The sequence below is a fragment of the Arthrobacter sp. G119Y2 genome (assembly GCF_038069765.1).
Classification (GTDB): Bacteria; Actinomycetota; Actinomycetes; order Actinomycetales; family Micrococcaceae; genus Arthrobacter_B.
On record NZ_JBBPFS010000001.1, the window covers coordinates 13,139 to 39,526 of the forward strand.

General features: G+C 66.6%; 24 protein-coding genes and 1 pseudogene. 14 read left to right on the forward strand and 11 right to left on the reverse strand.

The window, feature by feature from the left end:
* Positions 1–75: 75 nt before the first annotated feature.
* From WKB88_RS00075 to WKB88_RS00090, 4 genes are all read right to left on the reverse strand, one after another.
* The gene (locus tag WKB88_RS00075) at positions 76–1,209 is read right to left on the reverse strand and encodes a bifunctional 2-methylcitrate synthase/citrate synthase (protein WP_341392507.1); all 1,134 of its coding nucleotides are present in this window, start codon (positions 1,207–1,209) and stop codon (positions 76–78) included.
* A gap of 54 nt (positions 1,210–1,263) precedes the next feature.
* Entirely contained in the window at positions 1,264–2,169 is a 906-nt protein-coding gene (gene prpB, locus WKB88_RS00080; RefSeq protein WP_341392508.1) for a methylisocitrate lyase, read from the reverse strand.
* A 1-nt stretch (position 2,170) separates the two neighbouring features.
* Complete coding sequence (locus WKB88_RS00085) at positions 2,171–3,688, reverse strand: MmgE/PrpD family protein (protein ID WP_341392509.1); 1,518 nt, start codon at positions 3,686–3,688, stop codon at positions 2,171–2,173.
* Between the two features lie 107 nt (positions 3,689–3,795).
* The gene (locus tag WKB88_RS00090; RefSeq protein WP_341392510.1) at positions 3,796–4,452 is read right to left on the reverse strand and encodes a GntR family transcriptional regulator; all 657 of its coding nucleotides are present in this window, start codon (positions 4,450–4,452) and stop codon (positions 3,796–3,798) included.
* Positions 4,453–4,656: 204 nt separating this feature from the next.
* Between WKB88_RS00090 and WKB88_RS00095 the strand changes: the two genes are divergently transcribed.
* A complete protein-coding gene (locus WKB88_RS00095; RefSeq protein ID WP_341392511.1) occupies positions 4,657–6,669 on the forward strand; it encodes an AMP-binding protein in 2,013 nt (670 codons plus the stop codon).
* A 4-nt stretch (positions 6,670–6,673) separates the two neighbouring features.
* On the opposite strand, the gene WKB88_RS00100 is transcribed toward WKB88_RS00095, so the two are convergent.
* Positions 6,674–7,339: an MBL fold metallo-hydrolase gene (locus WKB88_RS00100; RefSeq protein ID WP_341392512.1), complete on the reverse strand. Its 666-nt coding sequence runs from the start codon at positions 7,337–7,339 to the stop codon at positions 6,674–6,676.
* A gap of 169 nt (positions 7,340–7,508) precedes the next feature.
* On the opposite strand from WKB88_RS00100, the pseudogene WKB88_RS00105 reads away from it, so the two are divergent.
* A pseudogene (locus WKB88_RS00105) lies at positions 7,509–7,730 on the forward strand (hypothetical protein); the annotation flags it as partial.
* On the opposite strand, the gene WKB88_RS00110 reads toward WKB88_RS00105, so the two are convergent.
* Positions 7,655–8,251 carry a GNAT family N-acetyltransferase gene (locus WKB88_RS00110; protein ID WP_341392513.1) on the reverse strand — a complete coding sequence of 199 codons (597 nt, stop codon included), beginning with the start codon at positions 8,249–8,251 and terminating at the stop codon, positions 7,655–7,657. The pseudogene WKB88_RS00105 and the gene WKB88_RS00110 overlap by 76 nt on opposite strands.
* Before the next feature lie 302 nt (positions 8,252–8,553).
* Positions 8,554–8,904, reverse strand: coding sequence for an ArsR/SmtB family transcription factor (locus tag WKB88_RS00115; RefSeq protein WP_341392514.1), 351 nt, complete (start codon positions 8,902–8,904; stop codon positions 8,554–8,556).
* Positions 8,905–9,019: 115 nt separating this feature from the next.
* Here WKB88_RS00115 and arsB point away from each other — a divergent pair, with 115 nt between their 5' ends.
* The 5 genes from arsB to WKB88_RS00140 are packed head-to-tail and all read left to right on the forward strand — an operon-like array spanning position 9,020 to position 14,321.
* Positions 9,020–10,171 carry an ACR3 family arsenite efflux transporter gene (arsB, locus tag WKB88_RS00120; RefSeq protein WP_341392515.1) on the forward strand — a complete coding sequence of 384 codons (1,152 nt, stop codon included), beginning with the start codon at positions 9,020–9,022 and terminating at the stop codon, positions 10,169–10,171.
* Positions 10,168–10,590, forward strand: coding sequence for an arsenate reductase ArsC (locus tag WKB88_RS00125; protein ID WP_341392516.1), 423 nt, complete (start codon positions 10,168–10,170; stop codon positions 10,588–10,590). Before arsB ends, WKB88_RS00125 begins: the two co-directional genes overlap by 4 nt.
* Before the next feature lie 32 nt (positions 10,591–10,622).
* Positions 10,623–12,143: an NAD(P)-binding protein gene (locus tag WKB88_RS00130; RefSeq protein ID WP_341392517.1), complete on the forward strand. Its 1,521-nt coding sequence runs from the start codon at positions 10,623–10,625 to the stop codon at positions 12,141–12,143.
* Positions 12,144–12,164: 21 nt separating this feature from the next.
* Positions 12,165–13,334, forward strand: coding sequence for an ArsO family NAD(P)H-dependent flavin-containing monooxygenase (locus WKB88_RS00135; protein WP_341393187.1), 1,170 nt, complete (start codon positions 12,165–12,167; stop codon positions 13,332–13,334).
* Positions 13,335–13,343: 9 nt separating this feature from the next.
* Positions 13,344–14,321 (forward strand): arsenic resistance protein, encoded by a 978-nt coding sequence (locus WKB88_RS00140; RefSeq protein ID WP_341392518.1) that lies wholly within the window; start codon positions 13,344–13,346, stop codon positions 14,319–14,321.
* A gap of 26 nt (positions 14,322–14,347) precedes the next feature.
* Here WKB88_RS00140 and WKB88_RS00145 read toward each other — a convergent pair whose 3' ends face one another.
* A complete protein-coding gene (locus WKB88_RS00145; protein ID WP_341392519.1) occupies positions 14,348–15,415 on the reverse strand; it encodes an LLM class flavin-dependent oxidoreductase in 1,068 nt (355 codons plus the stop codon).
* Between the two features lie 94 nt (positions 15,416–15,509).
* Between WKB88_RS00145 and WKB88_RS00150 the strand changes: the two genes are divergently transcribed.
* Positions 15,510–16,100, forward strand: a complete 591-nt coding sequence (locus WKB88_RS00150) for a CGNR zinc finger domain-containing protein (RefSeq protein ID WP_341392520.1) — start codon at positions 15,510–15,512, stop codon at positions 16,098–16,100.
* Between the two features lie 20 nt (positions 16,101–16,120).
* Here WKB88_RS00150 and WKB88_RS00155 read toward each other — a convergent pair whose 3' ends face one another.
* Positions 16,121–17,068: a GlxA family transcriptional regulator gene (locus WKB88_RS00155; RefSeq protein WP_341392521.1), complete on the reverse strand. Its 948-nt coding sequence runs from the start codon at positions 17,066–17,068 to the stop codon at positions 16,121–16,123.
* Positions 17,069–17,179: 111 nt separating this feature from the next.
* Between WKB88_RS00155 and WKB88_RS00160 the strand changes: the two genes are divergently transcribed.
* Together WKB88_RS00160 and WKB88_RS00165 are read left to right on the forward strand one after the other, a co-directional pair.
* Positions 17,180–17,821, forward strand: coding sequence for a cysteine hydrolase family protein (locus WKB88_RS00160; protein ID WP_341392522.1), 642 nt, complete (start codon positions 17,180–17,182; stop codon positions 17,819–17,821).
* 186 nt (positions 17,822–18,007) lie between these two features.
* Entirely contained in the window at positions 18,008–18,856 is an 849-nt protein-coding gene (locus tag WKB88_RS00165) for a transporter substrate-binding domain-containing protein (RefSeq protein WP_341392523.1), read from the forward strand.
* A 28-nt stretch (positions 18,857–18,884) separates the two neighbouring features.
* Here the strand turns inward: WKB88_RS00165 and WKB88_RS00170 are convergent, their stop codons facing one another.
* Both WKB88_RS00170 and WKB88_RS00175 read right to left on the reverse strand, forming a co-directional pair.
* On the reverse strand, positions 18,885–19,649 hold the full coding sequence (locus WKB88_RS00170) for a response regulator (RefSeq protein WP_341392524.1): 765 nt from the start codon (positions 19,647–19,649) through the stop codon (positions 18,885–18,887).
* Entirely contained in the window at positions 19,646–21,370 is a 1,725-nt protein-coding gene (locus tag WKB88_RS00175) for a sensor histidine kinase (RefSeq protein ID WP_341392525.1), read from the reverse strand. The genes WKB88_RS00170 and WKB88_RS00175 overlap by 4 nt, the downstream gene beginning before the upstream one ends.
* 188 nt (positions 21,371–21,558) lie before the next feature.
* Between WKB88_RS00175 and WKB88_RS00180 the strand changes: the two genes are divergently transcribed.
* The 4 genes from WKB88_RS00180 to scpB all read left to right on the forward strand — a co-directional run bounded on the left by WKB88_RS00180 (position 21,559) and on the right by scpB (position 26,388).
* Complete coding sequence (locus WKB88_RS00180) at positions 21,559–22,938, forward strand: cation:dicarboxylate symporter family transporter (RefSeq protein ID WP_341392526.1); 1,380 nt, start codon at positions 21,559–21,561, stop codon at positions 22,936–22,938.
* A 978-nt stretch (positions 22,939–23,916) separates the two neighbouring features.
* The gene (locus WKB88_RS00185; RefSeq protein ID WP_341392527.1) at positions 23,917–24,816 is read left to right on the forward strand and encodes a ParA family protein; all 900 of its coding nucleotides are present in this window, start codon (positions 23,917–23,919) and stop codon (positions 24,814–24,816) included.
* Positions 24,817–24,821: 5 nt separating this feature from the next.
* A complete protein-coding gene (locus WKB88_RS00190) occupies positions 24,822–25,751 on the forward strand; it encodes a segregation and condensation protein A (protein ID WP_341392528.1) in 930 nt (309 codons plus the stop codon).
* Positions 25,729–26,388 (forward strand): SMC-Scp complex subunit ScpB, encoded by a 660-nt coding sequence (gene scpB / locus WKB88_RS00195; protein ID WP_341392529.1) that lies wholly within the window; start codon positions 25,729–25,731, stop codon positions 26,386–26,388. Before WKB88_RS00190 ends, scpB begins: the two co-directional genes overlap by 23 nt.

The window sequence follows — 26,388 nt, forward strand, 5'->3', positions numbered from 1 at the left end:
CCGGGGCCCGCGGGGCGCACATCGCCCGCCGCAGAAATTCCTGCGGCGGGCGCGGTGCTGTTGAATGGCCGATGCTTAGCCCAGGTGCCGTTCCTCGGGGCCGTCGTAGGCGCTGAGGGGACGGATCAGGGAGTTGGCCTCCAGCTGTTCCATGATGTGCGCGGTCCAGCCGGTGATCCGGGCGGCCACGAACAGCGGCGTGAAGGTGGGCGTGTCAAAGCCCATCAGGTGGTACACCGGGCCGGCCGGGTAATCCAGGTTGGGCAGGATGTTCTTCCGCTCGCCCATGGCCGATTCCAGCGCCGTGTACAGCTCGCCCAGGTCCGGACGGTCGTAGTGCTTGACCATATTGTCCAGGGCGGCCTTCATGGTGGGTACCCGCGAGTCGCCGTTCTTGTACACGCGGTGGCCGAAGCCCATGATCTTCTTTTTGTCCGCCAGTGCGGCGTCCAGCCAGCCGGCTGCGTGCCCGGCGACGTCGCCCTCGCCCGCGCTGGCCGCAATCTCCTCGAACGTGTGCATCACTGCCTCGTTGGCGCCGCCGTGCAGCGGGCCCTTGAGTGCACCAATGGCCCCGGTGACCGCGGAGTGCAGGTCCGCGAGCGTGGAGGTAATGACGCGGCCGGTGAACGTGGAGGCGTTGAAGGAGTGCTCCGCATACAGGATCATCGAGACGTTGAACGCCTCCACCACCTCGGGGGCCGCTTCTTCGCCGAAGGTCATCCACAGGAAGTTCGCGGAGTAGCGCAGGTCGTCCCGGGGCTCCACCACATCTTCGCCGCGCCGGCGGCGCTGGTCATAGGCGACGACGGCGGGCATCGCCGCAAACAGGCTGACCGACTTTTCCATGTTGGCCTGCAGCGAGGAATCGTCCGCCTTCCCATGCTGAGCACCAAGCACGGAGGCCGCCGTGCGGCAGACATCCATCGGATGGCACGTGAGCGGCAGTGCATCAATGACTGCCTTCATCTCGGGGGAGAGGGCACGCTGGCTCCGCTCAGCGTCGCTGAACTCGGCCAGTTCCCCGGCGGTGGGCAGCTCGCCGTTCCAGAGCAGGTAGGCAACCTCTTCGAAGCTGCAGTGCGCTGCCAGCTCCTGCACCGGATAGCCGCGGTAAAGCAGCGAATTGGTTTCCGGATTTACCTTGGAGATCTTGGTCGTGTCAACGAGGACACCGGCCAGCCCCTTGTGGATCTGCTCATCTGTCATAACGAAAGACTCCTTTGTCGCGGTGGTGTAGCTGCGGTGATTTTTGCGGCTGCGCTAGTGCTGGCCCGGGACCTGAAAGTTGAAGACGGAAGTGTCGAAGCGGTTATAGGCTTCATAATCCACCAGATCGTACAAACGTGCACGCGTCAGCATGTTCGGGACATCCTCCTGCTGGGTGCCCTTGGCCTTGATCGTGTCCAGGGTGCGCTCGGCGGCTCCCATGGCGCTGCGCAGCAGGGTGACCGGATAGATCACCATATTCACGCCCACCGACGCCAGCTCCTCGTAGCTGAACAGGTCGCTCTTGCCGAATTCGGTCATGTTGGCCAGGATCGGCACGTCGACGGCGGCGCGCATCGCTGCGAACTCCTCCAGTGACTTCATGGCCTCGGGGAAGATGGCGTCGGCACCGGCGTCGACCAGGGCGCGGGCACGGTCCTGGGCGGCTTCGAGGCCGTCCACGGCGCGGATGTCGGTGCGGGCCATGATCAGGAAGTTCGGATCACGGCGGGCATCGGCTGCGGCGCGGATCCGCTTGGTGGCGGTGTCCAGGTCCACAACGTTCTTGCCGTCCAGATGGCCGCAGCGCTTGGGGTTGAACTGGTCTTCAATGTGGCAGCCGGCCAGGCCGGCGTTCTCCAGCTCCTGGATGGAGCGGGCCACGTTCATCGGCTCGCCGAATCCGGTGTCCGCGTCCACAATGGCCGGCAGGTCCGTCATCCGGGCGATCTGCCCGGCACGGGTGGCCACCTCGGTGAGGGTGGTCAGGCCGATGTCCGGCAGGCCCAGGTCATTGGCCAGGACCGCACCGGAGATGTAGACGCCGTCGAACCCTTTTTCCTCGATCAGGCGGGCCGAGAGCGGATTGAAGGCGCCCGGGAACTGCTGCAGCGTGCCGGAGGCCAGGCCTTCGCGGAAGGCGATGCGCTTGGCTTCGGGGGTTACGGAGGAGTACAGCATGTTAGAAGAGTCCCTTCGGGGCGTTGGCCGGGTCGATGACGCCGTCGGCTGCGGTGATGTTCAGGGCATCCAGTTCGCCGGCGGCCAGTTCGGGCAGGCGCTGGACCGTGGCCAGGAAGCGTTCGATCTCTTCCTCGGAGACCAGGCCGGCGGCCAGGGTGCGGAACTTGTTGATGTACTGCTCGCGGGCAAACGGCTTGGCGCCCAGCGGATGGGCGTCGGCGACGGCGATCTCATCCGTGATCTCGGTGCCGTCGGTCAGGATGATCGTCACGCGGCCGCCGAAGGCCTTCTCATTGATGTCCAGCGAGTGGTAGCGGCGGGTCCATTCCGGATCCTCCACGGTGGTGACCTTATGCCACAGCTCCACGGTGTCCGGACGGCCGGCGCGCTCGGGGGCGTAGGAATCCACGTGGTGCCAGGCGCCGTCCTGCAGGGCGACGGTGAAGATGTACGGGATGGAGTGGTCCAGCGTTTCGCGCGAAGCGGTGGGATCGTACTTCTGTGGGTCGTTGGCGCCGGAGCCAATCACGTAATGCGTGTGGTGCGAGGTGGCAATCAGCACGCTGGCGACCTTGGAGGCGTCGGCGGCTTCGGGGTGCTCGCGGTGGATCTTCCGGGCCAGGTCGATCCAGGCCTGGGCCTGGTACTCGGCGGAGTGTTCCTTGGTGTAGGTGTCCAGGATGGCGCGCTTGGCTTCCCCGGCCTCGGGCAGCGGGACTTCGTAGGCGGCGTCGGGACCGTCCAGCATCCAGGCGATGACCCCGTCTTCACCCTCGTAAATGGGGGTGGGGGAGGTCTGGCCGCGCATCGCGCGGTCCACGGCTTCCACGGCCATCTTGCCGGCGAACGCCGGGGCGTGCGCCTTCCAGGTGGAGATCTCGCCCTTGCGGGACTGCCGGGTGGCGGTGGTGGTGTGCAGGGCCTGGCCGACGGCCTGGAAGATGGTCTCGACGTCGAGGCCCAGCAGGGTGCCGATACCGGCGGCGGCGGACGGGCCGAGGTGGGCCACGTGGTCGATCTTGTGCTTGTGCAGGCAAATGGCCTTGACCAGGTCCACCTGGATTTCGTAGCCGGTGGCGATGCCGCGGATCAGGTCCGCGCCCGAGGCACCGGTGTGCTGTGCGACGGCGAGCAGCGGCGGAATGTTGTCGCCGGGGTGGGAGTACTCCGCGGCGAGGAAGGTGTCGTGGTAATCCAGCTCGCGCACGGCCACGCCGTTGGCCCAGGCGGCCCACTCCGGAGAGGTCTTCTCCTCGACGCCGAACACGGCGGAGCCCTTGCCGTTGGCGGAGGGGGAGAAGGACAGCGCCTGGGCGCGGGCGGCGACGATGGGCGCGCGGTTCAGGGACGCAATGGCCACCGACGCGTTGTCGATGATGCGGTTGATGACCATGTCCGTGACATCGTCGGTCACGGCGACGGGGTCGGCGGCGACCTCCGCAATCTTGTAGGCCAGCTGGTCTTCGCGGGCCAGGTTCTCATCGCTGCGGTGGACCCGCACCTTGTGGAGATTCATGTTGTGTCCTTTCGGGACGGTCAGGGGTTTCAGAAGAAAGTTCGAGGGCCCGGCGGCAGCGGTCAGGCGGCACGGGCTGCCAGGGGTGGGCACGGAAAAGTGCGGGCTCAGCCCGGAGGGCCGGTGGCCGCCAGGAAATGCTCCAGGCTCTTGTGCAGGTGCACGGAGGTGGCTGCAGCGGCCAGCGCGGGGTCCCGGGCTGCGATCGCTGCGGCAATGGTGGCGTGTTCACCGGCGGTCGCCAGCAGCCGTTCGGGGTTGTCCTTGGCCAGGCGGCGGACGCGGGCCAGGTGCAGCCGCACGTTTGCCAGCGCCTGGGTGAGGTAGGTGTTGGCGGCGGCCGCGTCAATGGCTTCGTCCAGCCGGGCCACCAAAGTGTAGTAGCCGGAGCGGGTGGGATCAGCGCCGGCGGTGTCCTGCACAATCAGGCCCGCGGCATTCTCAAACTCCCGCCGCAGTGCGGTGAACGCTTCCGGGTCTCCGCGCAGCGCCGCCAGGGACGCCGCCTTGCATTCCAGGGCCTGGCGGAGTTCAAACAGATCGCTGACGGTCTGCGGGGAGATGGAGGTGACGACGACGCCGCGGCCGTTGTGCGGTGCAGCGAGCCCGTCCGCGGTGAGCCTGCTGATCGCCTCGCGCAGCGGAGTGCGGGAAATGCCGAGGCGCTGGGACTGTTCCACTTCGGCAAGCACCGTCCCGGGCAGCAGGCGTCCGGTCACGATGTCTTCGCGGAGCGCCCGGTAGGCGCGGTCGCTTGCCCTCATGGTGCTCCTCTCCCGCTGCGGCCGCATCTGCAGGCCGAAAAGAATTGTGATGTGCCTCATCAGTGTATACACAGCACCGCTTTTTCCAAACCAATTCCGGAAACTCCGAGCCATCACGGGAGGTCATGTATACACACCAGTGTTGTGACCTGCCCGTCAGCTGCCCTAGGGTGATGGCTATCACATCCGAATCGAGGAGGATTCATGAGCTCTGGCCTGGATGCAGGAAATGGAACAGCAGAGGCCGCACCCGTCGGTCCGGCAGGTACGGCAGCAGGCACGGGCACGGATGCGGGAGCGGACGCCGGCGGTGCCGGCGGACGTTATGCGCAGGCCTACGCCCGCAGCGTCGAGGATCCCGAAGGGTTCTGGCTGGAGGCCGCCTCACTGGTGGACTGGGACTCCGCGCCGCAGCAGGCCCTGGACGGGTCCGCGGCTCCGCTGTACCGGTGGTTTCCCGACGGGATGCTGAACACGAGCTTCAATGCCCTGGACCGGCACGTGGCCGCCGGGCGGGGCGGTGCGGCTGCCCTTATTTATGATTCCGCGATGCTCGGCACCGCCAGGACCTATACCTACAGCGAGCTGCTGGCCGAGGTGGAGACCTTTGCCGGAGTGCTCCGCGGCCTCGGCGTGGAAGCCGGCGACCGGGTCATCATCTACCTGCCGATGATTCCGCAGGCCGTCATCGCGATGCTTGCCGCAGCCCGGATCGGTGCGGTCCACTCGGTGGTCTTCGGCGGCTTCGCTCCCAAGGAGCTGGCGGCCAGGATCGACGACGCGCGTCCCGCCGTCGTCGTCACCGCCAGCGGCGGGCTGGAACCGAAACGCGCGGTGGAGTACCTGCCCAATGTGGCCGACGCGCTCGCCGCCGCCACCCACACGGTGAACCATGTGGTGGTTGCCGCCCGGAACGGCTTTGAGCACAGCCTTGAGGAATATGACGGTGCGGACGGCACCGTCTGGCATGACTGGGACGTGCTCGCAGCTGCTGCATCACCTGCCGGTCCGGTCTCCGTTGCCGCCACCGATCCGCTGTACATCCTGTACACCTCCGGCACCACCGGAGCTCCCAAGGGTGTGGTCCGGGACAACGGCTCGCACGCCGTCGCACTGGCATGGTCGATGCGCAACATCTACGACGTCGGGCCCGGCCAGGTGATGTGGACCGCCTCCGACGTCGGCTGGGTGGTGGGCCATTCCTACATTGTGTACGCGCCGCTGCTCGCCGGAGCGACAACGGTGCTGTATGAGGGCAAGCCCGTGGGCACGCCCGACGCCGGGACGTTCTGGCGCGTGGCGGGCCAGCACTCCGTTGACGTCCTCTTCACGGCACCCACCGCGCTGCGGGCAATCCGCAAGGCAGATCCCGAGGCTGCGCTGGTGGCGGACTATGACCTCTCGCGGTTGCGGACACTGTTTGTCGCGGGGGAGCGGCTGGATCCGGAGACCTTCTCCTGGGCCGGCCGGGCGCTGGACATTCCGGTGGTGGATCACTGGTGGCAGACGGAGACGGGCTGGGCGATCTGCGCCAATCCGCTGGGCCTGGAGCAGCTCCCGATCAGGGCCGGCTCCGCCACCGTTCCGGTGCCGGGTTTTTCGCTGGCCATCGTGGACGGCGAGGGTGTGGAGGTTCCTCCGGGCGAGGAGGGAAACATTGTGCTGCGGCTCCCGCTGCCGCCGGGCACGCTGACCACGCTGTGGGGCAGCGATGACCGGTTCCGGTCCTCGTACCTGGAGATCTTCGAAGGCTGCTACACCACCGGTGACTCCGGCTACGTGGATGAGGACGGCTACGTATTCATCATGGGCCGGACCGACGACGTCATCAACGTCTCCGGGCACCGGCTCTCCACCGGCGCGATGGAACAGATTGTGGCAACCCATCCCGCAGTGGCCGAGTGCGCCGTGATCGGGGTGGCCGATTCCCTCAAGGGGCAGCGCCCGTGCGGTTACGTGGTGCTGAAATCCGGGTCGGAACTGGGCGCGGATGAGCTGCGGGCGGACCTGGTGAAGCTGGTGCGCGAATCCATCGGCCCGGTGGCCGACTTCAAGGACGTACAGGTGGTGGACGCCCTGCCCAAGACCCGCTCGGGCAAGATCCTGCGCAAGACGATGCGCCAGATCGCCGACGGCGACGCCTACACCGTGCCGTCGACCATCGAGGATCCTGCCGTGATCGAGGCGCTGGTGCCGCTGCTGCGTCCGAGAGGCTAGAGGGCTAGCGGCTTCCGCCGGCCTTCACCCGGTCGATGATCGCGTCGATGCGCTCGTGCATCTCCGCGGGCCCGGCGACCTGTGCGCAGGGCGGGCTTCCCTCGGTGGTGCCCCAGGGGACCAGGACATCGAAGTCGAGTCCGCGGACCAGTGCGAGGCTGTCGAGATAGTCACTCCGGAGCCCGGCATCCAGGACAACAGCCTTCCACTCGCCGTCCTCAATCCAGATGAAATCACCGGTGAAGAGGAAACGGTGTGTGCCGTTGTCCCAGAGGTACGACGCAGTTCCGGCCGTATGGCCGGGGGTGGGGATCATTTCAAGATCATCGCCAATCATTTCCCGCCGGTCGAACACTCCCGCAGGATCAAGCGAGGCCGCGTCTTCCGAGTGGTCTCTGCGGTGGATCCAGACCGGCACGTCCAAGCTGGGCCGGCCGTACATCGCCTCGTGGCTGTGATTGAGCAGCAGGCGGGCCGGTGCACCGAGCATCCGGATCGAATCCGCCGCCTCGTTCACGCCGGGGGAATTGTAGATGATGATGTTGCCCTCCGGGCGCTCAAGGATGTAGGAGCGCAGCAGCACGTTGTGCTGGTAGGGGAGCCGGGACGGCGGGGTGGCAAGAAGCCCTTCAAACGGCGTGTCGAGCTGAGCGCCTGCTTCAGATGTCATGGGCGTCAGCCAAGCACTCGGCGGGTGTTGGCGCAACGGTGTGGCAGCCACGCCGCGGTCCCGGGGGAGGGAGCTAGTCCGTCCCGACGGTGCTGCTGCGCCGCTCCGGGAACGCGGTGTTCCGCCATTCGCCGGCCTGCGGACGCTGTTGTCGTGGGGGAGCGGTTGGATCAAGGCCGGCTCCGCCACCGTTCCGGTGCCGGGCTTCTCGCTGGCGATCCTGGACGGCGAGGGCACGGAGGTTCCGGCCGGCGAAGAGGGGAACATCGTGCTGCGGCTGCCGCTGCCGCCGGGCCAGATCGCCGACGGCGACGCCTATACCGTGCCGTCGACCATCGAGGATCCTGCCGTGATCGAGGCGCTGGTGCCGCTGCTGCGTCCCGGGTCCTGATCACAGCCGGTCGGAATCCAGTAGCGGCGCTTGCCGTGGCCGGTGCCTTCAAAAACGCCGCCGTTTTTCTCGATGGTCGCCCGGGAAGCGGCATTGTCTTCGTCGCAGGTAAGCAGGACCGAGGGCACCACCAGCTCCCGGGCAATGGCCAGGGCTTTCTTCAGGGCTTCGGCGGCATGGCCCCTGCGGCGCGCGGAAGGCCTGACGCTGTAACCGATGTGCCCGCCCTCGCGGCGGAGGAAATCGTTGAGTTCATGGCGAATCGCCAAAGACCCTACGATGGTCCGCCCGTCGGCAATCCACAGGTAGGTGCAGGGAACGTACTCGGGTTTCCGCGGGGTTTCGGGCAGGGCGTCCGCCACGAGTCCGGCAACGAAGCGGCGGAACGTCTCCGGATCCCTGAGGGTGTCCAGGGGCCGGTCTTCGCTGCCGGAACCGTTGCGGCGGGAGTCCCGGAAGTCCGCGGCGCACTCAAGCCAGGAACGCTGGTAGGCCGCGTCCGGGCGCACAAGGGTAATCATCCGGAAATCGTAGCCGCCATGCTCCCCGGATCGCGGACCCGCGCCAGCGAGCCGGTGTCACTGCCTCAATCCGTCCCGATGGTGCTGCTGCGCCGCTCTAGGAACAGCGACTCTAGGAACAGCGACGAGCCGGAGCCCGCTCAAATGTCATGAATCGAAGGATTCCCAGCCGGGCATTGGCTTTCAGGTTGCCGCCCTGCGGCGACTCCGGCCGCATAAATGGCCCGCGCCTCCGGCCGGTCCGACGCCGGAAGGGGGCGCACGAGGGAGATCCCGCCGCTCTTTGAAGCGGGGGGGACTGCTCACCGGGGAGAAAGCACCGCAGCGGCGCGTTCCAGTGCACCCGGGACAATGGAGTAGTACGCCCAGACGCCGCGCTTCTCGCGGTGCAGGATGCCGGCGTCCACGAGGATCTTCAGGTGGTGGGAGACCGTGGGCTGGCCCAGCCCGATCGGCTCGGTGAGGTCGCAGACGCACGCTTCCTTGTTCTCCTGCGCGGCGATCAGCGACACCAGGCGCAGCCGGGTCGGCTCGGCCACGGCCTTGAGCAGCCGGGCGAACCGCTGGGCATCGTCAACGCTCAAGGCTTCGGAGGTCAGCGGCGTGCAGCAGGCATCGGTGTCTGGAGCGGGAACTGTCCGGGCAGTAGTCACCCGCCTATTATGCACAGATTGACAGCCGTCGATATATCCCCGGATACTGAGCATCGAAAGATATCGATGTTTCCGCTGTCGATTGTCCCTTCCAGGTCCTGCGCCGAGGAGCTTTGTGAGTACATCCACCGCACCACCCGATACCGGGCAGGTCACCGCCCGGCTCTCCACCCTTGACCGCTTCCTGCCGGTGTGGATTATCGCCGCGATGGCTGCCGGCCTGCTGCTGGGGCGGCTGGTTCCCGGCATTGGTCCGGCACTGGACTCGGTGAAGATCTCCAACGTGTCGCTGCCCATCGCCGTCGGCCTGCTGGTGATGATGTATCCGGTGCTGGCCAAGGTCCGCTATAACGAGACCCGTGCAGTGGTGGCCGACCGGAAGCTGATGATTACCTCCCTGGCGCTGAACTGGGTGGCCGCGCCGGCGTTCATGTTTGCGCTGGCCTGGGTCTTCCTGCCGGACCTGCCCGAGTACCGGACCGGGCTGATCATCGTGGGGCTGGCCCGCTGCATCGCCATGGTGATGATCTGGAATGACCTGGCCTGCGGGGACCGCGAGGCCGCCGCCGTGCTGGTGGCCATCAACTCCGTTTTCCAGGTCCTCGCCTTCGGCGCGCTGGGCTGGTTCTACCTGCAGGTCCTGCCCGGCTGGCTTGGGCTGCAAACAACCAGCGCGGAGTTCTCCTTCTGGTCCATCACCGCCAGTGTCCTGGTCTTCCTGGGCATCCCGCTGCTCGCGGGCTTCCTGACCCGCGTCCTGGGGGAAAAGGCGAAGGGCCGCGACTGGTACGAAAGCACGTTCCTGCCGAAGCTGGGCCCGTGGGCGCTTTACGGCCTGCTGTTCACCATCATGCTGCTCTTCGCCCTGCAGGGGGACGAGATCACCTCGAACCCGGGGGACGTGGCACGGATCGCCCTGCCGCTGCTGGTCTACTTCATCGTGGTGTTCGGCGCCGGCATGGTTCTGGGCAAAGTCCTGAACCTGGGGTATCCGCGCACCACCACGCTGGCGTTCACGGCTGCCGGCAACAACTTCGAACTGGCCATCGCCGTGGCCATCGGCACCTACGGCGTGACCTCCGGGCAGGCGCTCGCCGGCGTCGTCGGCCCCCTGATCGAGGTCCCCGTCCTGGTGGCCCTGGTATACGCCGCACTGTGGGCGCAAAAGAGATACTGGCCCGCAGCAACTGCCGTTCCTGCCACTCCCGCCGCAACTCGGCCTGCCGCAACTCGGCCTGCCGCAACACCGGAAGAGATGAACCGATGACCTCTACTGAAGCACCAGCGAAGCCCTCCGTCCTGTTTGTCTGCATCCACAACGCAGGGCGCTCGCAGATGGCGGCCGCCTATCTGCGCACGCTCGGCGAAGGCCGGATCGAGGTCCGCTCCGCCGGATCCGCACCCGCCGATTCCGTCAACCCCGCCGCCGTGGCAGCCATGGCCGAAGACGGCATCGACATGTCCGCCGAGCTGCCCAAGGTCCTCACCACCGAGGCCGTGCAGGAGTCCGACGTCGTCATCACCATGGGCTGCGGCGACGCCTGCCCGATCTTCCCCGGCAAGCGCTACGAGGACTGGAAACTGGACGACCCGGCCGGGCAGGGCGTGGACGCCGTCCGCCCCATCCGTGACGACATCAAGGGACGAATCACCGCCCTGATCGCCGACCTGCTGCCGGCCAGCTAAACCACCCGCCCCCTTCGTCGAGAGAGAACCCCATGCCTGAGAACACTGAAGCCGGACTGTCCGCACTTCCCGTCGCCGTGATCGGCTCCGGCCCGGTTGGACTGGCTGCAGCGGCACACCTGCTCGAACGCGGCCTGACGCCCCTCATCTTCGAGGCCGGGAACGCTCCGGCCGCCGCGGTCAGCGCCTGGGGACACGTCCGCCTGTTCTCGCCCTGGCAGTACGACGTCGACGCCGCCGCCCGCCGCCTGCTCACAGCCGCCGGCTGGCGGGAACCGGGCGCCGACGTCCTGCCCACCGGCGCCGAGCTCGTTGAGCACTACCTCCGGCCGCTGGCTTCGCTTCCCGCGGTCCGGGACGCCCTGCACACCTCCTGCGAAGTCCTCGCGGTGAGCCGCGAAGGCCTGGACAAGACGCGCACTGGCGGACGGGACAAGGTTCCGTTCCTGGTCCGTGTCCGCGATGCCGACGGGACGATCACGGATCACCGGGTCCGCGCGGTCATTGACGCGTCCGGAACGTGGAGCACTCCGAACCCGCTCGGACAGTCCGGACTTCCGGCACGGGGCGAAGCCGACGCCTATGCGGCCGGCCTCATCACGCCCCCGCTGCCCGATGTCACGGGCCGGGACCGTGCGCGCTTTGCCGGCAAACACGTCCTGGTGGTCGGGGCCGGACACTCTGCGGCCAACACCCTGCTGGCCCTCGGCGAGCTCGCTGAGCAGGAGCCCGGCACCCGGATCAGCTGGGCCATCCGGCGCGCCTCCGCTGCCGGCGTCTACGGCGGGGGTGACCTCGACGGGCTGCCCGCGCGCGGAGCCCTCGGCAGCCGGCTGCGCGGCCTGGTGGAGGGCGGGTGCATTGAACTGCACACCTCCTTCACCATCACCGGTTTCAAGAGCGCCGAGTCTCTTTCCGTTGCAGGGGCCACCCCCTCCGGCGAAACCCAGCTGGCAGTGGACCTGCTGGTCCCGGCCACCGGGTTCCGCCCGAACCTGGATATGCTCCGCGAGATCCGCCTCGACCTCGACCCTGCCGTGGAGGCACCGCGGGCCCTCGGTCCGCTCATCGACCCCGAATTCCACAGCTGCGGCACGGTGGAGCCGCACGGCGCCAGGCTCCTGTCCCACCCCGAAAAGGACTTCTACGTCACGGGGATGAAATCCTACGGACGGGCACCCACCTTCCTGATGGCTACCGGCTACGAGCAGGTCCGCTCCATCGCCGCGGCCCTCGCCGGTGATCAGAAGGCGGCCGACGACGTGCAGCTGGTCCTGCCCGAAACCGGCGTCTGCTCCACGGATCTGGGCGGCAGCTGCGACACCGACGCCGCGGCATCCGGGCAGGGCGGGACCGCCTGCTGTGCGCCGGAACCGGCGGCAGCTCCGGCCGGCGGCGCGGCTGAAGCGTCCTGCTGCGGAATTCCCGAACCGGCGGCTTCAGTTCCGGCCGCGGGACAGGGTGAGTCATCCTGCTGCTCGACACCCGAGCCGGCGTTCCTCGGCATTCCCACCGGGCTGGCCCACGGCCGTTCCGCGGAGCGGGAGAACTAGGACCGGGCCGGGGAAGTGACTATGCAGGAAACGGGCACGGGTCAGGAAGCATTTCCCGCCGCAGGGGGCGGTGACGTGGACGTCCTGGTCATCGGCGGCGGGCAGGCCGGACTCGCCGCAGGCTACTACCTCAACCGCCTGCGGCGCGACGAGGCCTCGGGCAGGTCCGGACCGGCTCCGAGCTTCGCGATCCTCCACGCGAACCGGGAACCGGGCGGCGCCTGGCAGGACTACTGGGCGAGCCTCGAGCTGTTTTCCCCGGCGGCGTACAGCTCCCTGCCCGGCTATCAGATGCCTGCCTGGACGGGCCAAGGCAACCCCGCGGCGGGCCATGTCACGGAATACCTGAGCCGTTACGAGGCCCGGTATGACCTTCGCGTCTACCGCTCGGTCCGGGCCACGGCTGTTCACGCTGCTGCGGACGGCGAATACATCACGGACACCACCCGGGGCCGGTGGACCAGCCGGGCCGTTATCAGCGCCACCGGGACCTGGAACACCCCGTACCTCCCGCAGCTGCCCGGCGCTGAGTTGTTTGAAGGCCGGCAGCTGCACACCGCGGATTACCGGGGAGCGGATCCCTTTGCCGGGCTGAACGTGGTTGTTGTGGGCGGCGGCAACTCGGGCGCACAGATCGCCGCGGACCTTGCCCCGGCCGCATCGGTCACCTGGGTGACGCGGAAGCCGCCGCGCTACCTTCCCGACGATGTGGACGGCAGGGAGCTGTTCCGGATCGCCACCCGCCATGTCCGTGCCCTCGCTGCCGGCGAGCCCAGCCCCGGCACCGCGGCGTCCCTGGGTGACATTGTGGCCGTTCCGCCGGTGCGGGAAGCGCGCGACGCCGGACTGCTGCAGGCCCGGCCGATGTTCTCCCGGTTCCTCCCTAACGGAGTGGAATGGGAGAACGGAGAGCAGTCAGCAGCGGACGTGATTCTGTGGTGCACCGGCTTCCGGCCCGGACTGGCGCACCTGCAGCCCCTGTCACTGCGGACCCGGAACGGAGCCCCGGCAACGGAACCGCCGCCGGCCACCCGTTCGGCGGACAGCCGCGGGCTGTTTTTCCTGGGCTACGGGGACTGGTGCGGGCCGGCGTCGGCCACCCTGATCGGTGTCGGCGCCGCGGCCCGGGAAACCGTGGCCGCCGCGGCTTCCGCGGCGGCTGCACATCCGGTCGGTTCACCCCGTCCGTAGGATGGGAAAGTGACACTACCCGCCGCCGTCGTCCGCCTGGAACGCCACCAGATTGCGCTGTACCTTGCGGCGCTGCTGGGTGGGGGGATCTTTGGATGGTTGCTTCCGTCCGCTGCACCGGTGCTGGAATCGGCGATCAATCCCGTCCTCGGTGCACTGCTGTTCGCGACGTTCCTCGGAATTCCCTTTGGCCGGCTGCACCGCGCTGTCCGGGACGGCAGGTTCATGGCCGCCGTCCTGGTCCTGAATTTCGTGCTGGTTCCCGCCGTGGTCTTTGTGCTCTCACGGTTTGTCGCAGGGGAGGAAGCGCTCCTGGTGGGTGTCGTGATGGTGCTGCTGACTCCCTGTATTGACTACGTGATCGTCTTTTCCGGGCTGGCCGGAGGAGCGAGCGAGCGGCTGCTCGCAGCTGCTCCGATCCTGATGCTGCTGCAAATGCTCCTGCTGCCCGTATATCTGCTGGCGTTCACCGGACCCGGCATCGTGGCAGCCGTTGAGCCGGGGCCCTTTGCGGAAGCCCTGGTGTTCCTGATTCTCCTGCCGCTGGGCCTGGCGGCGCTGACGCAGGCGGCGGCGCGCCGTTTTGCTTTCGCCGCCGGGCTGATGCGGTTGATGCAGGCGCTGATGGTGCCGCTGATGATGCTCACGCTTGCCGTGGTGATCGGGTCCCAGATCAGCGGCGTCGGGGACCAGCTGGCCCTGTTGGCGACCGTTGTTCCGCTGTACGCCGCCTTCCTGGCCGTCATGGTTCCGGTGGGACTGCTGACGGCACGGGTGGCCGGACTGGATGTGCCGGGAACCCGTGCCGTCATCTTCAGCGGCGCCACGCGGAACTCCCTGGTGGTGCTGCCCCTGGCGCTGGCCCTGCCGGCACCGCTGGCTCTGGTTTCCGTTGTCGTGGTCACGCAGACCCTCGTTGAACTGATCGGCATGGTGGTGTTTGTCCGGCTCATCCCGCGGATTGTCCACACCCCTGTTGATGCCTAGGGCGGGCTAAACCCGGTTCAGTACGCTTAGGCGGCCGGCATGCCGTAGTGGTCCGCCAGCAGGTCCAGCGTGTGCGACTGGGCACGGCGCGAATACCCCGACACCACCAGCATCACTTCATCAACACCGGTGTGGCGCTGGAGATCCTCCAGCCCGGCGGCCACTTCCTCGGCGGTCCCGTGCAGGGTGCGGTCCGTGTATTCCTCCAGCACCTGCCGCTCCTGGAAGTTGGCGGGGTAGGCGGCGACTTCCTCAGGCGGCAGCAGCGCGAAGGGCTTGCGCTGGAACATGCGCAGCATGGCCATGGCTGTGGAGGTGGACTGCCGGCGTGCCTCCGCCGGATCCTCGTCGGCAATGGCACCGATGCTCACCAGGCTGTAGGGCCTGTCCAGGAAGGGCGAGGGACGGAAGTTCTCGCGGTAAATGCGCATGGCATTGAGAATGTCCGCGCTGCCGAACTGCAGCGCGAAGGCATAGGGGCGGCCCAGCCGCGCCGCAACCTGTGCTGAATAGACCGATGACCCGAGAATCCAGACGTCTGCCGACGTGTCGGAGCGCGGCACCCGGTTCTCGTCCGCCTGCCAGGGGCCCGGAACGGCAGGCACACCCGCATAAGGGTGGCCCTGTGGAAAGTCGTTGCCCAGGAACCCGAGCAGTTCGGCGATCTGTTCCGGGAACTCCTCATTGGCGGAGGCATGGCGGCGCAGGGCGGCTGCCGTGGCGCCGTCCGTTCCCGGGGCCCGGCCCAGGCCGAGGTCGATGCGCCCGGGAGCCAGCGTTTCCAGCATTCCCACCTGTTCGGCGACCGCCAGCGGCACATGGTTGGGCAGCATGATTCCGCCGGCGCCGAGGCGAATGCGTTCGGTTTCTCCGGTGAGCCGGGCGGCCATGAGCAGCGGCGCCGGGATGGCGGCGCCGGGCATGGCGTGGTGCTCGGACATCCAGAACCGCTGGAACCCGCGGCGGTCCGCAAGCTTGGCCAAGGAGATGATTTCCTCGTATGTTTCGGTGACCCGGCGGCCGACGCCGGTGAAGGCGTTGTCGAGGACGGAAAGCACGAAGGGGGCGGTGCCGGAAGGATGGGGGTGGTTCATGAAACGCCTCGCATATCACGGTATAACTACATTTTTGACGTGAGACCACCCTAGGGGTTTATCACGGCAAAGTGCAACTGATACCGTGAGTCCTATGACAAGCGTCCCACTCCCTCCGGCTCCGGGAACGGCCGGGCACCTCAGCCTTGCGCTGGCGAACAGCATCGTTACTCTTCCCGGCGGGCTGCGGATTGACGAGTTGAACAGCCCGGAAGATGCCACGGCCTGGCTTGTCAGTCACGGTCTCGCCCCGGAAGGCACCGGCCTGCTCTCCTACTGCCAGCTGCAGCTTGCCGGCCTGAGAGGGGATCTGCGGGAGACCTTCCGGTCCCGTACCGAGGGCACGGCGCCCGCGCCTGCCGCGCTGGACGGCCTCAACCAGGCGTTGACCGCGGTACCCAGCGCGGCACCGCTGCACTACTCCCCGGAAGGCGGGCTGGTGCGGGGGCACATTCATCCGCTAAGCCGGGTTGTTGCCCACGCCATGGCACAAATTGCCGAGGATGCGGCGGAACTGCTGACAGGTCCCGACGCCGGGCGCCTGGCATCCTGTGCTGCGGCACCGTGTGACCGGTTCATGGTCCGCACGCACGCGCGCCGGCAGTGGTGCTCGGAGCGGTGCGGCGCCCGGCAGCGGGCCAACCGGTCCTACGCCCGCAGGCTGGACAGGGCCCGGGCGGAGTAAGCACCGAGGAGAAAGCGGATTCAGCGGTTGGTGAAGCGCGTGCGGTAAGACGTTGGCGTGGTGGAATATGCGCCGATGAAGTTCTGCCGGAAGGTCACCGGGCTGCCAAAACCGCAGGCGTCGGCAATCCGCGCGATGCTCCAGGCTGTGGTCTCCAACAGCAGCCGAGCCTCGTCAAGGCGTCTGCCGAGAACCCACCGTGCCGGCGGCAGGCCCGTGGTTTCCTGGAATCTGCGAGTGAAATTGCGCTTGCTCATGACGGCGTGTGCCGCCAGCACGTCCACGGTCAGATCCTGGTCGAGGTTGGCCAGCGCCCACTGGATTGTCCTGCCGAGGGGCCCTGCCAGTTCGGAATCAGAAACTGGGCGGGCGATGTACTGGGCCTGGTCGCCCTCGCGGTGCGGAGCGACGACGATGTGCCGTGCCACGTCCGCTGCTGCCGCGGAGCCGAGGTGTGTCCGCACAATATGCAGGCAGGCGTCCAGGGCAGAGGCAGTCCCCGCTGAGGTCAGCACGTCCCCGTGGTCAATGTAGAGCGCGGAATCGTCGAACTGGACGGCGGGCTGTGAGGCGGCCATGTCCCTGGCGGACTCCCAGTGCGTGACCGCCGTGCGTCCGTCAAGCACGCCGCTGCGGGCCACCGGGTATGCGCCCAGGCACAGTCCGGCAATGCCGGCTCCACGCGCGTGGGACGTGCGGACCAGTCCCAGCAGATCATTAGCCGGCTCGGGGAGCTCGGGCAGCCAGGACGGGAAGACCACGAGGTCGGCGTCCCGAACGAACTCAAGGTTGACCACACCGTCCACCAGATAGCCTTCGGCGCTGCGGACAGGCGCTCCCGTCTCGGTGAAAACGCCGGTCTCCCAGTCAGCGGCCAGGCCCAGGCGCGACACTTCGCCGAACACCAGAAGGGGCGTGGCCAAGTGGAACAGGGTGATTCCGTCGAAGGCATGGATGGCAATCTTCATCGTGGCCCATTCTCATCGAAAGTGTGCATATCTGCCACTCACTCTACGGGGCCGTGCACTGCCATGCTGGAAACATCCACCCACCGGGCCAATTTCACGGGAGTCTGCACCATGGCACAACCGAACCGCGCACTCGTCATTGTTGACGTACAGAATGAATACTTCGGCGGACCGCTGGAGATCCAGTACCCGGACCGCAGCGAGTCCCTGGCCAACATCACCAGCATCATTGACGCTGCCGAGGCGCAGGGGCTGCCCGTCGTCGTCGTACAGCACGAGACACCCGCCGGTTCACCGGTCTTCGCGGAAGGTTCCCGGGGCTGGGACTTGCACCCCGAGGTCGCCTCCCGCCGCAGGGATTCCTGGAAGCGGATCGGCAAGAGCTACGCGAGCGTTTTTGCCGGCACGGATTTCGAGTCCTGGCTGAGGGACAACGGCATCGACACCATCACCCTGGCCGGCTACATGACCAACAACTGCGACCTCGCCACCGCAGCCGCGGCCGAGCCGCTGGGTTTTGCGGTGGAAGTGCTCTCGGATGCGAGCGGTGCCATCCATCTGGCCAACGAGGCGGGACAGGTCAGCGCCCGGCAGGTGCATGAAGCTCTTATGGTTCTGCTGCAGTCCAATTTCGCCGCTGTTGCCACGGCGCAGGAGTGGGTGCGTGCCGTGGAAGCGGGCACTGCCCTGCCCCAGAGCGACCTGGGCACCTCGGCAATGCAGGGACGGGCGGCGTTCCAGCCGGTCGCCTGATCACCGGGGGGCAGGTCGACGCCGACGACTGGATACGGGGGCGCCGGATGCCCGGCCCCCTAGAGCGGGGGACCCGTGCGGGTTGTGAACTGCCCCGTAACGAAGATCCGCGGTATCCGGATTGTCCGTATGCTCAGCACTGCGAGCACAATGACTGACGCTGGTCCGGAAGAAGGATGTACGCCCATGAGATCGAGAATGCTGGCTGCCTGTATCACTCTGGGCCTCATCGCCTTGACCGGTTGTACGTCCAGTGCGGGGGAGGGTGAAGATGCCGGGCCCGGCGCTGACGGCGGCAGCAGCGCGGGTGCCGGTTCTTCCGGGGAGTCGCGGCTCGACGGCGTCCTGGCTGACGGGACTTTGAAGGTCTGCACTACAGGCGACTACCGGCCGTTCACCTATCTCGATCCCGAGACGGAGGAATGGAGCGGTATCGACATCGATATGGCCCGGGATCTGGCGAAGCGGATGGACGTTGACGTCGAATTCGTTCAAACAACGTGGGCCACCCTCATGCCCGACTTCCTTGCCGGCTGCGACGTCGGGGTGGGCGGCATTTCCATTTCCATGGAGCGTGCGGAACAGGCCTTTTTTACAACGGCCACGCTCGATGAGGGAAAAACGCCGATCACGCTGTGCGAAAACGTGGAGAAGTACGACACCGTCGAGGAAATCAACCAGCCCGGCGTCCGGTCCATTACTCCCATTGGCGGCACTAATGAGAAGTTTGCCGACGCACACTACCCGAAGGGGGAGATTATCCGCTTCGAGGACAACAACACGATCTTCGACGAGATCATTGCCGGGCGTGCCGATGTGATGACCACCGATGCTTCCGAGACCAGGTGGGTAGCCAATCAGCATCCGGAGCTGTGCACAGTACACCCGGACACGCCCTTCGATTTCTCCCAGAAGGCCTACCTCCTCCCGCGCGGCGACGAAGTGTTCCAGGAGTACGTGGACCAGTGGTTGAACATGGCCGTCAATGACGGAACGTATGCCGCCGCCAAAGCACCGTGGTTTGGCTCCAGCTGAGTAGGCAGGGGACGCTCCAGAAACGGCATCACCGCCGCCAGCTGTACTCCAGCTCCGGCCGGCCGCGGGTGCCGTAGCGGGGAGTGCGCAGCACTGCACGCTGGTCGCCCAGATGCTCCAGGTAGCGCCGGACGGTGATGCGGGACATCGTCAGTGCGGCGGAGACCTCGCTGGCGGACATCGGTGCACCAGCATTCTTCAGCAGCTCAGACACCGTCTCCAGAGTGTCGGGGGACAGCCCCTTGGGCAGGACAGTAGGCACATTGGGGCGCAGTGCGGCGAGGGCCCGGTCCACCTCGGACTGGGTGGCTGAAGTTCCCTGCCCGGCAAGGTTCACGTGGTACTCCCGGTAGGCGGCCAGCTTGGCGCTGAACGCCGAATAGGTGAACGGCTTGATAAGGTATTGGGCGATGCCCGCCGACATGGCTCCGCGCACGACGGCGAGATCCCGCACCGCGGTGATGGCGATGACGTCGGAAGGGACACCGGCACCGCGGATGCGGCGCAGCACGTCCAAGCCGTGAAGGTCCGGAAGGTTCATGTCCAGCAGGATCAGGTCCACTGCCGGCTCGGTGGCGCGGCCCGGTCCGTTGTGCACCGGGAGCCCGCCGTCGGACACCGAACCGCTGCGCCCCGTGGCGGAGGTGTTGAGGAACGTGATCGCGTCAGTGCCGGAATGCACGACGCCGGCCAGGGCAAACCCGGGGGAGCGCCGGACGTATTCCGCGTGCGCTTCGGCGACAATGGCATCGTCTTCGACCACCAGGACGGTGATGTTCCGCTCGGCGTTCATTTGCTCACCGCAGGCGCATCAGGGAGCGTGCCCGGGTCAGCGGCTGGCAGGGGAAGCGTGCCGAAAAGGGGGAGCCGAACCGTGAAGGCCGCTCCGCAGCCGGGCCGGCCGCCGGGATCCAGCTGCAGGGTTCCTCCCAGCCTCAGGACTGCCTGACGCACCAGGGGCAGCCCGATCCCGCGCCCGGTTGCGCCGGTCCCCGACGGCAGCAGCACCTTCGGGTCCTTGGTGCTGAAACCCTGATCAAAAATCCGCCCCGCGTCCAGCTCGGGGATGCCCGGCCCGTTGTCCTGCACCTCAATTTCAAACCAGGTCCGGCCGCCCCGCTGCACCAGTGCGAAGCGCGCCTTCACGGTTGCACCGGGCACGCCCTGCGCTGCGTCAAAGGCGTTGTCGATGAGGTTCCCGACAATGGTCACCAGCTCGCCCGGGTCCAGCCCCGGCTGTTCGCCGCTGTCCGGCGCTGTTGAATCCAGATCGATCACCAGTGCAATGCCGCGCTCGCGGGCCTGAGCTGACTTGCCGGTCAGCAGCGCGGCCAGGGCGGGCTCGCCCACGGAGGCGACGACGTCGTCCGCCAGCTGCTGGGAAAGCTCCAGATCGCGGGTGGCGAAGTCCAGGGCGTCCGCATGCCGGTTCAGTTCGATCAGTGATACCAGGGTGTGAAGCCGGTTGGCATGTTCGTGGGCTTGGGACTGGAGGGCGTCGGTCAGCGTGCGCATGGATTGCAGTTCTCCGGTCAGAGCTTCAATGTCGGTGTGGTCCCGCAGGGTGGTCACGGTGCCGAAGCGCTGTGCCTCGGGTGCATCCGGCCTGCCGCCGTGTCCCTGCGGAGCCAGCGCGGGGGCCTGGTTCACCACCAGGATCCGGTCGCAGGAGAAGTGGAATTCATCTTCGGCGCTCCGGCCCTCATGCAGCAGGTCCGCAAGCGGTGCGGGGAGCCCCAGCGCCCGCGGGTCCCGGGGGACGCCGCGGTTATCGGGACCAAGTCCCAGCAGGGCGGCAGCCCGGTCGTTGTAAAGCACTACCTTGCCGTCATTGTTGAGCAGCACCAGGCCCTCGCGCAGTGAATGGAGGGCGGAGCCGTAAAACGCGAACATGCTCCGAAGCTCGTCCGGCCGCCGGTCCTGGGTGGTGCGTCGCAGATAGCGGCTGAGGACGTAGGACGCGAGCGTTCCGCACGCCAGTGCACCCAGGGCCGTGAGAAAGACCGCCGGCAGCTGGGCGTTACGGGCAATGGCCACGCGGTCCACGGTGATTCCTGCGGCCACCAGCGCCGTCACCTCGCCGTCGGGGCCCAGTACGGGGACGACGGCGCGGACGGACGGTCCCAGCGTGCCCGAGTAAGTCTCGGTGAAGGACTGTCCGCCCAGGGCCTGATCCACGGAACCGAGGTACTTCCTGCCGATTTGTTCCCCGTTGCGGTGGGTGAAGCGGGTGCGGTCCGGAGCCATGATGGTGAGGAAATCGATGTTGGCTGCGCCCATCACCCGGAGGGCAAACGGTTGGAGGACGCTGCTCGGATCTGCTGCGGTTACCGATTCCTGCACGACGGGGTCAGCGGCGACCGTTCCGGCCACGGAGAGCATCCGTTCGGAAGATTCCTCGTGGCTGTCCCGCTCCGCCTGGAAATACAGCACCAGTGACAGTCCCAGTGAAAGGCACACAATAAAAACCAGCTGCCCGATAAGCAGCCGGCTGGCCAAACTCCACTTCCGCAATTTTTTCCTTTTGCTCAGGCACTTGAGAACAGTATGACCACAATCGTGACAGTCGTCACAGGACCGGATGACGATGTGTACGACGAACTTCCGTTCCCGGCGTTTCACGTACGGCTCCGCGTAAAGCGGAGAACCGCAGTCTCGGTGCCGCCCAGGAACACATTGGAACCAGCCTAGGAGCAGCACACATGGCATCTGCCACCATTCCCGGCGGCGCCGGCTCACCGAAGAGCCCGCGCAAGAAGGACAGAACACACTTTTTGTACATCGCCGTAATTCTCGCGGTGGTGCTCGGTGCCACCCTGGGTCTGGTGCAGCCTGAATTCGCCAAAGAGTTGAAGCCCATCGGCACCGCATTTATCGGATTGATCAAAATGATGATCGCTCCGGTCATCTTCTGCACAATTGTCCTCGGCATCGGCTCGATCGCCAAAGCAGCAACAGTGGGCAAGGTGGGCGGGCTGGCCCTTGGGTACTTCATCCTCATGTCCACCTTCGCGCTGGCCATCGGCCTCGTCGTCGGTAACCTGATCCACCCGGGCGAGGGCCTGAACATCGCCGCCGGCGCCGGCGACGCCCCGGAGGTGTCCGAGGACGCCGAAGGCATGGCCGGTTTCCTCCTCAGCATCATCCCCACCACGCTGCTGGCCTCGCTGACCGGCGAAAGCATCCTGCAGACCCTCTTTGTGGCGCTGCTGGTCGGATTCGCGCTGCAGAAGATGGGCTCCACGGGGGCACCCATCCTCACCCTGATCGGCCAGATCCAGAAGCTGGTCTTCCGCATCCTGGGCATGATCATGTGGCTGGCGCCTATCGGCGCCTTCGGTGCCATCGCCGCCGTCGTCGGGGAAACCGGCGTGGACGCCATCAAGAGCATGGCCGTGCTGATGATCGCCTTCTACATCACGTGTGCGCTGTTTATCGTCGTCGTCCTGGGCGGAGTGCTCAAGCTGTGCACCGGCGTGAACATCTTCAAGCTCATGCGCTACCTGGGCCGCGAATACCTGCTGATCTTCTCCACCTCATCCTCCGAGGTTGCCCTGCCGCGTCTGATCGCGAAGATGGAGCACCTGGGCGTGTCCAAGCCCGTGGTTGGCGTGACCGTACCCACGGGGTACTCGTTCAACCTGGACGGCACCGCCATCTACCTCACGATGTCCGCCCTGTTCGTGGCCTCCGCCATGAACATGCCGCTGGAACTCGGCGAGCAGATCTCGCTGCTGGTCTTCATGATCATTGCCTCCAAGGGTGCCGCCGGCGTCACCGGTGCCGGGCTGGCCACGCTGGCCGGCGGACTGCAGTCCCACCGCCCGGACCTGGTGGAGGGTGTCGGCCTGATCGTCGGCATCGACCGCTTCATGTCCGAAGCCCGCGCGCTGACCAACTTCACCGGCAACGCCGTCGCCACGGTCCTGATCGGTACCTGGACCAAGGAAATCGACAAGGGCCAGGTCAACGCGGTGCTGAACCGCGAACGCCCGTTTGACGAGTCCACCATGGACGACGGCCACGGTGAGCCTCAGGCTCCCGCCGCCGAACCCGAACTGGCAGCAGCGGCAGCCCGCTAGGGTTTCTGCCGGGCCCTGCTCCGGAACTTCGGTTCCAGTCCGGTCCCCTGGGGCCAGTCAGGCCCCTTATGCCGAAGGGCGTTCCCGCAGTTTCAGCGGGAGCGCCCTTCGGCGTTTCGCGGCCTGGGCGGGACGCACAGCCGGCTGTGCGGCCCAGCCCGGCAGTGAGCAAGGACGAATCCCCGCGGCTCGATCCCCGCGATGTGATCCGGCCGTTCCCTGCCCGCCAGCCCGGTCAATTCCGAAGGCATGCTTTCGAGAGAATCGGTCGCTGGGCGCAGTGCCCGCTCGATGTTTCGCTGCGGTCACCGCTCAGAGCCAAGGGAGAACCGCCGCAACCAAGAGGGCGATCAGTACAACGACCATCAAGCTCGTCATGACGATGCGCCTTCGCCCCGTAACTTCGTTTCCATCCCGGTCGAAGAAACGTATTCCTGAGCCGGGGGGATAGGACGTCGGAGCCCTGCGCTTCGCTGCCAGATACACAAACGTGCAGATTCCGACCAAGCAAAGTAGCGGAATGATTCTGCCTACCCATACAGCCACTTCATATGTCATCTGTGTCCGGTCCTTTGTCCAATTCCGTGGATTAGCGAGCAGGCCGGCGAAAGATATTGCCCTCCGGTTCTCACATGAAACGGGCTGAGAAAACCCGTGTCAACAGGTGAGTGCATCCCTGGCGCGCCTGGACCCTAGCTGAACGCTCAGTCGTACCAGTGGGCGCCCGGAGACCGACCCTCGGAAATCCCAAACCGAAGGGAATTCCCAAAACGGCAGCAAAACCGAGGCAGCCAGTGCGAAACACTCGGGGGAAGGCATTGCGGAACCGGACACGCCCGAACGAAAGGTTCGACCTCTAGTTGAGAGTCAAGGCTCGCGGCACTCCGCGGCACCGATTCGCGGTATAGGTGTTGCACGGCTGTAATCTTGACAGGGACAGCCCGCAGGACAGCTAGAGACGGAAGCGTGGATTATTACGTGAGCAGCGATCAGAGTTCAACAACTCTGCAGGACGCAACACAGGACGCAGCCGATTCCGTGATGGGGCCGACCGGACGCCCGCTGACGGAATTCCCCGAGCCTCCGGTGCTGAGCTCGCACGGCCCCGCGCGGATTATTGCCATGGTGAATCAAAAGGGGGGCGTGGGTAAAACCACCTCCACCATTAACCTTGGCGCCGCACTGGCTGAAGCCGGCCGCAAGGTCCTCCTGGTGGACTTTGACCCCCAGGGCGCACTCTCCGCCGGGCTTGGCACCAATCCCCACGAGCTGGACCTTACCGTTTACAACGTGCTGATGGACCGCAAAGTGGATATCCGTGAGGCCATCCACGAAACCGGCATCGAGAACATCGACCTGCTGCCCGCCAACATCGACCTCTCCGCCGCCGAAGTGCAGCTGGTCAACGAGGTTGCGCGCGAGCAGGTTCTGGAACGCGCCCTGCGCAAGGTGTCGGATGACTACGACGTCATTCTCATCGACTGCCAGCCCTCCCTGGGACTGCTGACGGTCAATGCACTGACCGCGGCGCACGGCGTGATCATCCCGCTGATCTGCGAGTTCTTCGCCCTCCGTGCCGTAGCGCTGCTGGTGGAGACCATCGAGAAGGTCCAGGACCGCCTGAACCCGGGACTGCAGATCGACGGCGTGCTCGCCACCATGTACGACGCACGGACCCTCCACAGCCGGGAAGTCATCTCCCGCCTCGTTGAAGCGTTCGGGGACAAGGTCTTCGAAACCGTCATCAAGCGCACCATCAAATTTGCCGACGCCACAGTGGCCGCCGAGCCGATCACCACCTACGCGGGCAACCACCCGGGCGCTGATTCCTACCGCCGCCTCGCCAAGGAACTGATCTCCCGCGGCGGCGCCCCCTAACGATCGTGGAACCCGGCACGCCAGAACCCGGCACGCCAGAATCCCGCCCGGCCGTCCGGGGCTTCCGGGTCCGGCTGCAGAACTTCACCGGCCCGTTTGATGTCCTGCTCGGGCTGATCTCCAAGCACGAGCTGGACATCACCGAAATTGCCCTGGCAGCAGTCACCGACGACTTCATCGGCTACATCCGGGACCTGGGCGCGGAGGGCCAGGCGTGGGCGCTGGATGAAGCCAGCGAGTTCCTGGTCATTGCCGCCACTCTGCTCGATCTGAAGGCCGCCCGGCTGCTCCCGGCCGGAGACGTCGAGGATGCTGAAGACGTGGCTCTGCTGGAGGCACGGGACCTGCTGTTCGCCCGCCTCCTGCAGTACCGGGCGTTCAAGCAGATTGCGGCTATCCTCGACGCCCGTCTGCGTGACGAAGCCGAGCGTTTCCCCCGGCAGGTCTCCCTCGAACCGCGCTTTGCGGCCATGCTTCCTGACCTGATCTGGCGCACCGGGCCCGAGGACTTTGCGGCCCTGGCGGCCAAAGCACTGACTCCCCGCGAGGCGGCGCCCACCACGGTGGGGCTGACCCACCTGCATGCGCCCAAGGTCAGCGTGCGGGAACAGACCGACATTGTGGCGAAGCGCCTGATGGCCGCGGGAAGGCTTACTTTCACGGCACTGGTGCACGACGCCGGCAGCTCGGTTGCGGTGGCCCGCTTCCTGGCGCTTCTGGAGCTGTTCCGTGACGGCGCCGTGGCCTTTGACCAGCCCGACCCGCTGGGGGAGCTGCTCATCAGCTGGGCGGCGCCCGGCACCTGGCCGCTGCGGGCGGACCACCGCGGAGAAGAAGGCAGCAGTCTCGGCGGCAGCGGAGCAGACAGCGCCGCCGACGATCCGGGCCACAGCCCCATCACACTGGAGGAACATGCAGCAGAACCCGCCCGCTGATCGGGAGACACCCGTCCCTGCCGCACCGGCCGGGACCGATCCGGAACGCCCGGATCTCCGGGCGGCCGTCGAAGCTGTGCTCATGGTGGTTGACGAGCCGGTCACCGCCGCGGAGCTGGCCGTTGTCCTGGAAGTCCCGGCAGGGCAGGTCGAGGACATCCTGGCGGAACTGCAGCGCGAGTATGACGGCTATACTGGGGGAGGACCCGGTGGCACAGTACGTGGTTTTACTTCAATGCGAGGTTTTGAACTGCGGGATGTGGCCGGCGGCTGGCGGATCTACTCCCGCGCCGAGTTTGCACCCGCGGTCTCGAAGTTCGTCCTGGGCGGCCAGAGTTCACGTTTGACTCAGGCGGCCCTGGAAACCCTGGCAGTGATTGCCTACCGGCAACCTGTTTCCAGGGCGCGGGTATCAGCCATCCGGGGCGTCAACGTCGACTCCGTGGTTAGGACCCTGGTCCAGCGCGGTCTCATCGACGAAGCCGGCATGGAAGCCGAAACGGGCTCCATGATGTACCGGACCACGCCGTACTTCCTGGAACGGCTCGGACTGGGCGGCCTCGACGAACTTCCGCGGCTCGCGCCGCACCTGCCCGGGCTGGAAAACCTGGCTGAATTTGAAGACACTACTTACTAA

Excerpts from the sequence above, each read along its gene's own strand:
- WKB88_RS00075 (WP_341392507.1), bottom strand. The coding sequence starts at position 1,209 with ATGACAGATGAGCAGATCCACAAGGGGCTGGCCGGTGTCCTCGTTGAC.
- prpB (WP_341392508.1), bottom strand. The coding sequence starts at position 2,169 with ATGCTGTACTCCTCCGTAACCCCCGAAGCCAAGCGCATCGCCTTCCGC.
- WKB88_RS00085 (WP_341392509.1), bottom strand. The coding sequence starts at position 3,688 with ATGAATCTCCACAAGGTGCGGGTCCACCGCAGCGATGAGAACCTGGCC.
- WKB88_RS00090 (WP_341392510.1), bottom strand. The coding sequence starts at position 4,452 with ATGAGGGCAAGCGACCGCGCCTACCGGGCGCTCCGCGAAGACATCGTG.
- WKB88_RS00095 (WP_341392511.1), top strand. The coding sequence starts at position 4,657 with ATGAGCTCTGGCCTGGATGCAGGAAATGGAACAGCAGAGGCCGCACCC.
- WKB88_RS00100 (WP_341392512.1), bottom strand. The coding sequence starts at position 7,339 with ATGACATCTGAAGCAGGCGCTCAGCTCGACACGCCGTTTGAAGGGCTT.
- WKB88_RS00110 (WP_341392513.1), bottom strand. The coding sequence starts at position 8,251 with ATGATTACCCTTGTGCGCCCGGACGCGGCCTACCAGCGTTCCTGGCTT.
- WKB88_RS00125 (WP_341392516.1), top strand. The coding sequence starts at position 10,168 with ATGACCTCTACTGAAGCACCAGCGAAGCCCTCCGTCCTGTTTGTCTGC.
- WKB88_RS00130 (WP_341392517.1), top strand. The coding sequence starts at position 10,623 with ATGCCTGAGAACACTGAAGCCGGACTGTCCGCACTTCCCGTCGCCGTG.
- WKB88_RS00135 (WP_341393187.1), top strand. The coding sequence starts at position 12,165 with ATGCAGGAAACGGGCACGGGTCAGGAAGCATTTCCCGCCGCAGGGGGC.
- WKB88_RS00145 (WP_341392519.1), bottom strand. The coding sequence starts at position 15,415 with ATGAACCACCCCCATCCTTCCGGCACCGCCCCCTTCGTGCTTTCCGTC.
- WKB88_RS00150 (WP_341392520.1), top strand. The coding sequence starts at position 15,510 with ATGACAAGCGTCCCACTCCCTCCGGCTCCGGGAACGGCCGGGCACCTC.
- WKB88_RS00155 (WP_341392521.1), bottom strand. The coding sequence starts at position 17,068 with ATGAAGATTGCCATCCATGCCTTCGACGGAATCACCCTGTTCCACTTG.
- WKB88_RS00160 (WP_341392522.1), top strand. The coding sequence starts at position 17,180 with ATGGCACAACCGAACCGCGCACTCGTCATTGTTGACGTACAGAATGAA.
- WKB88_RS00165 (WP_341392523.1), top strand. The coding sequence starts at position 18,008 with ATGAGATCGAGAATGCTGGCTGCCTGTATCACTCTGGGCCTCATCGCC.
- WKB88_RS00170 (WP_341392524.1), bottom strand. The coding sequence starts at position 19,649 with ATGAACGCCGAGCGGAACATCACCGTCCTGGTGGTCGAAGACGATGCC.
- WKB88_RS00180 (WP_341392526.1), top strand. The coding sequence starts at position 21,559 with ATGGCATCTGCCACCATTCCCGGCGGCGCCGGCTCACCGAAGAGCCCG.
- scpB (WP_341392529.1), top strand. The coding sequence starts at position 25,729 with ATGCAGCAGAACCCGCCCGCTGATCGGGAGACACCCGTCCCTGCCGCA.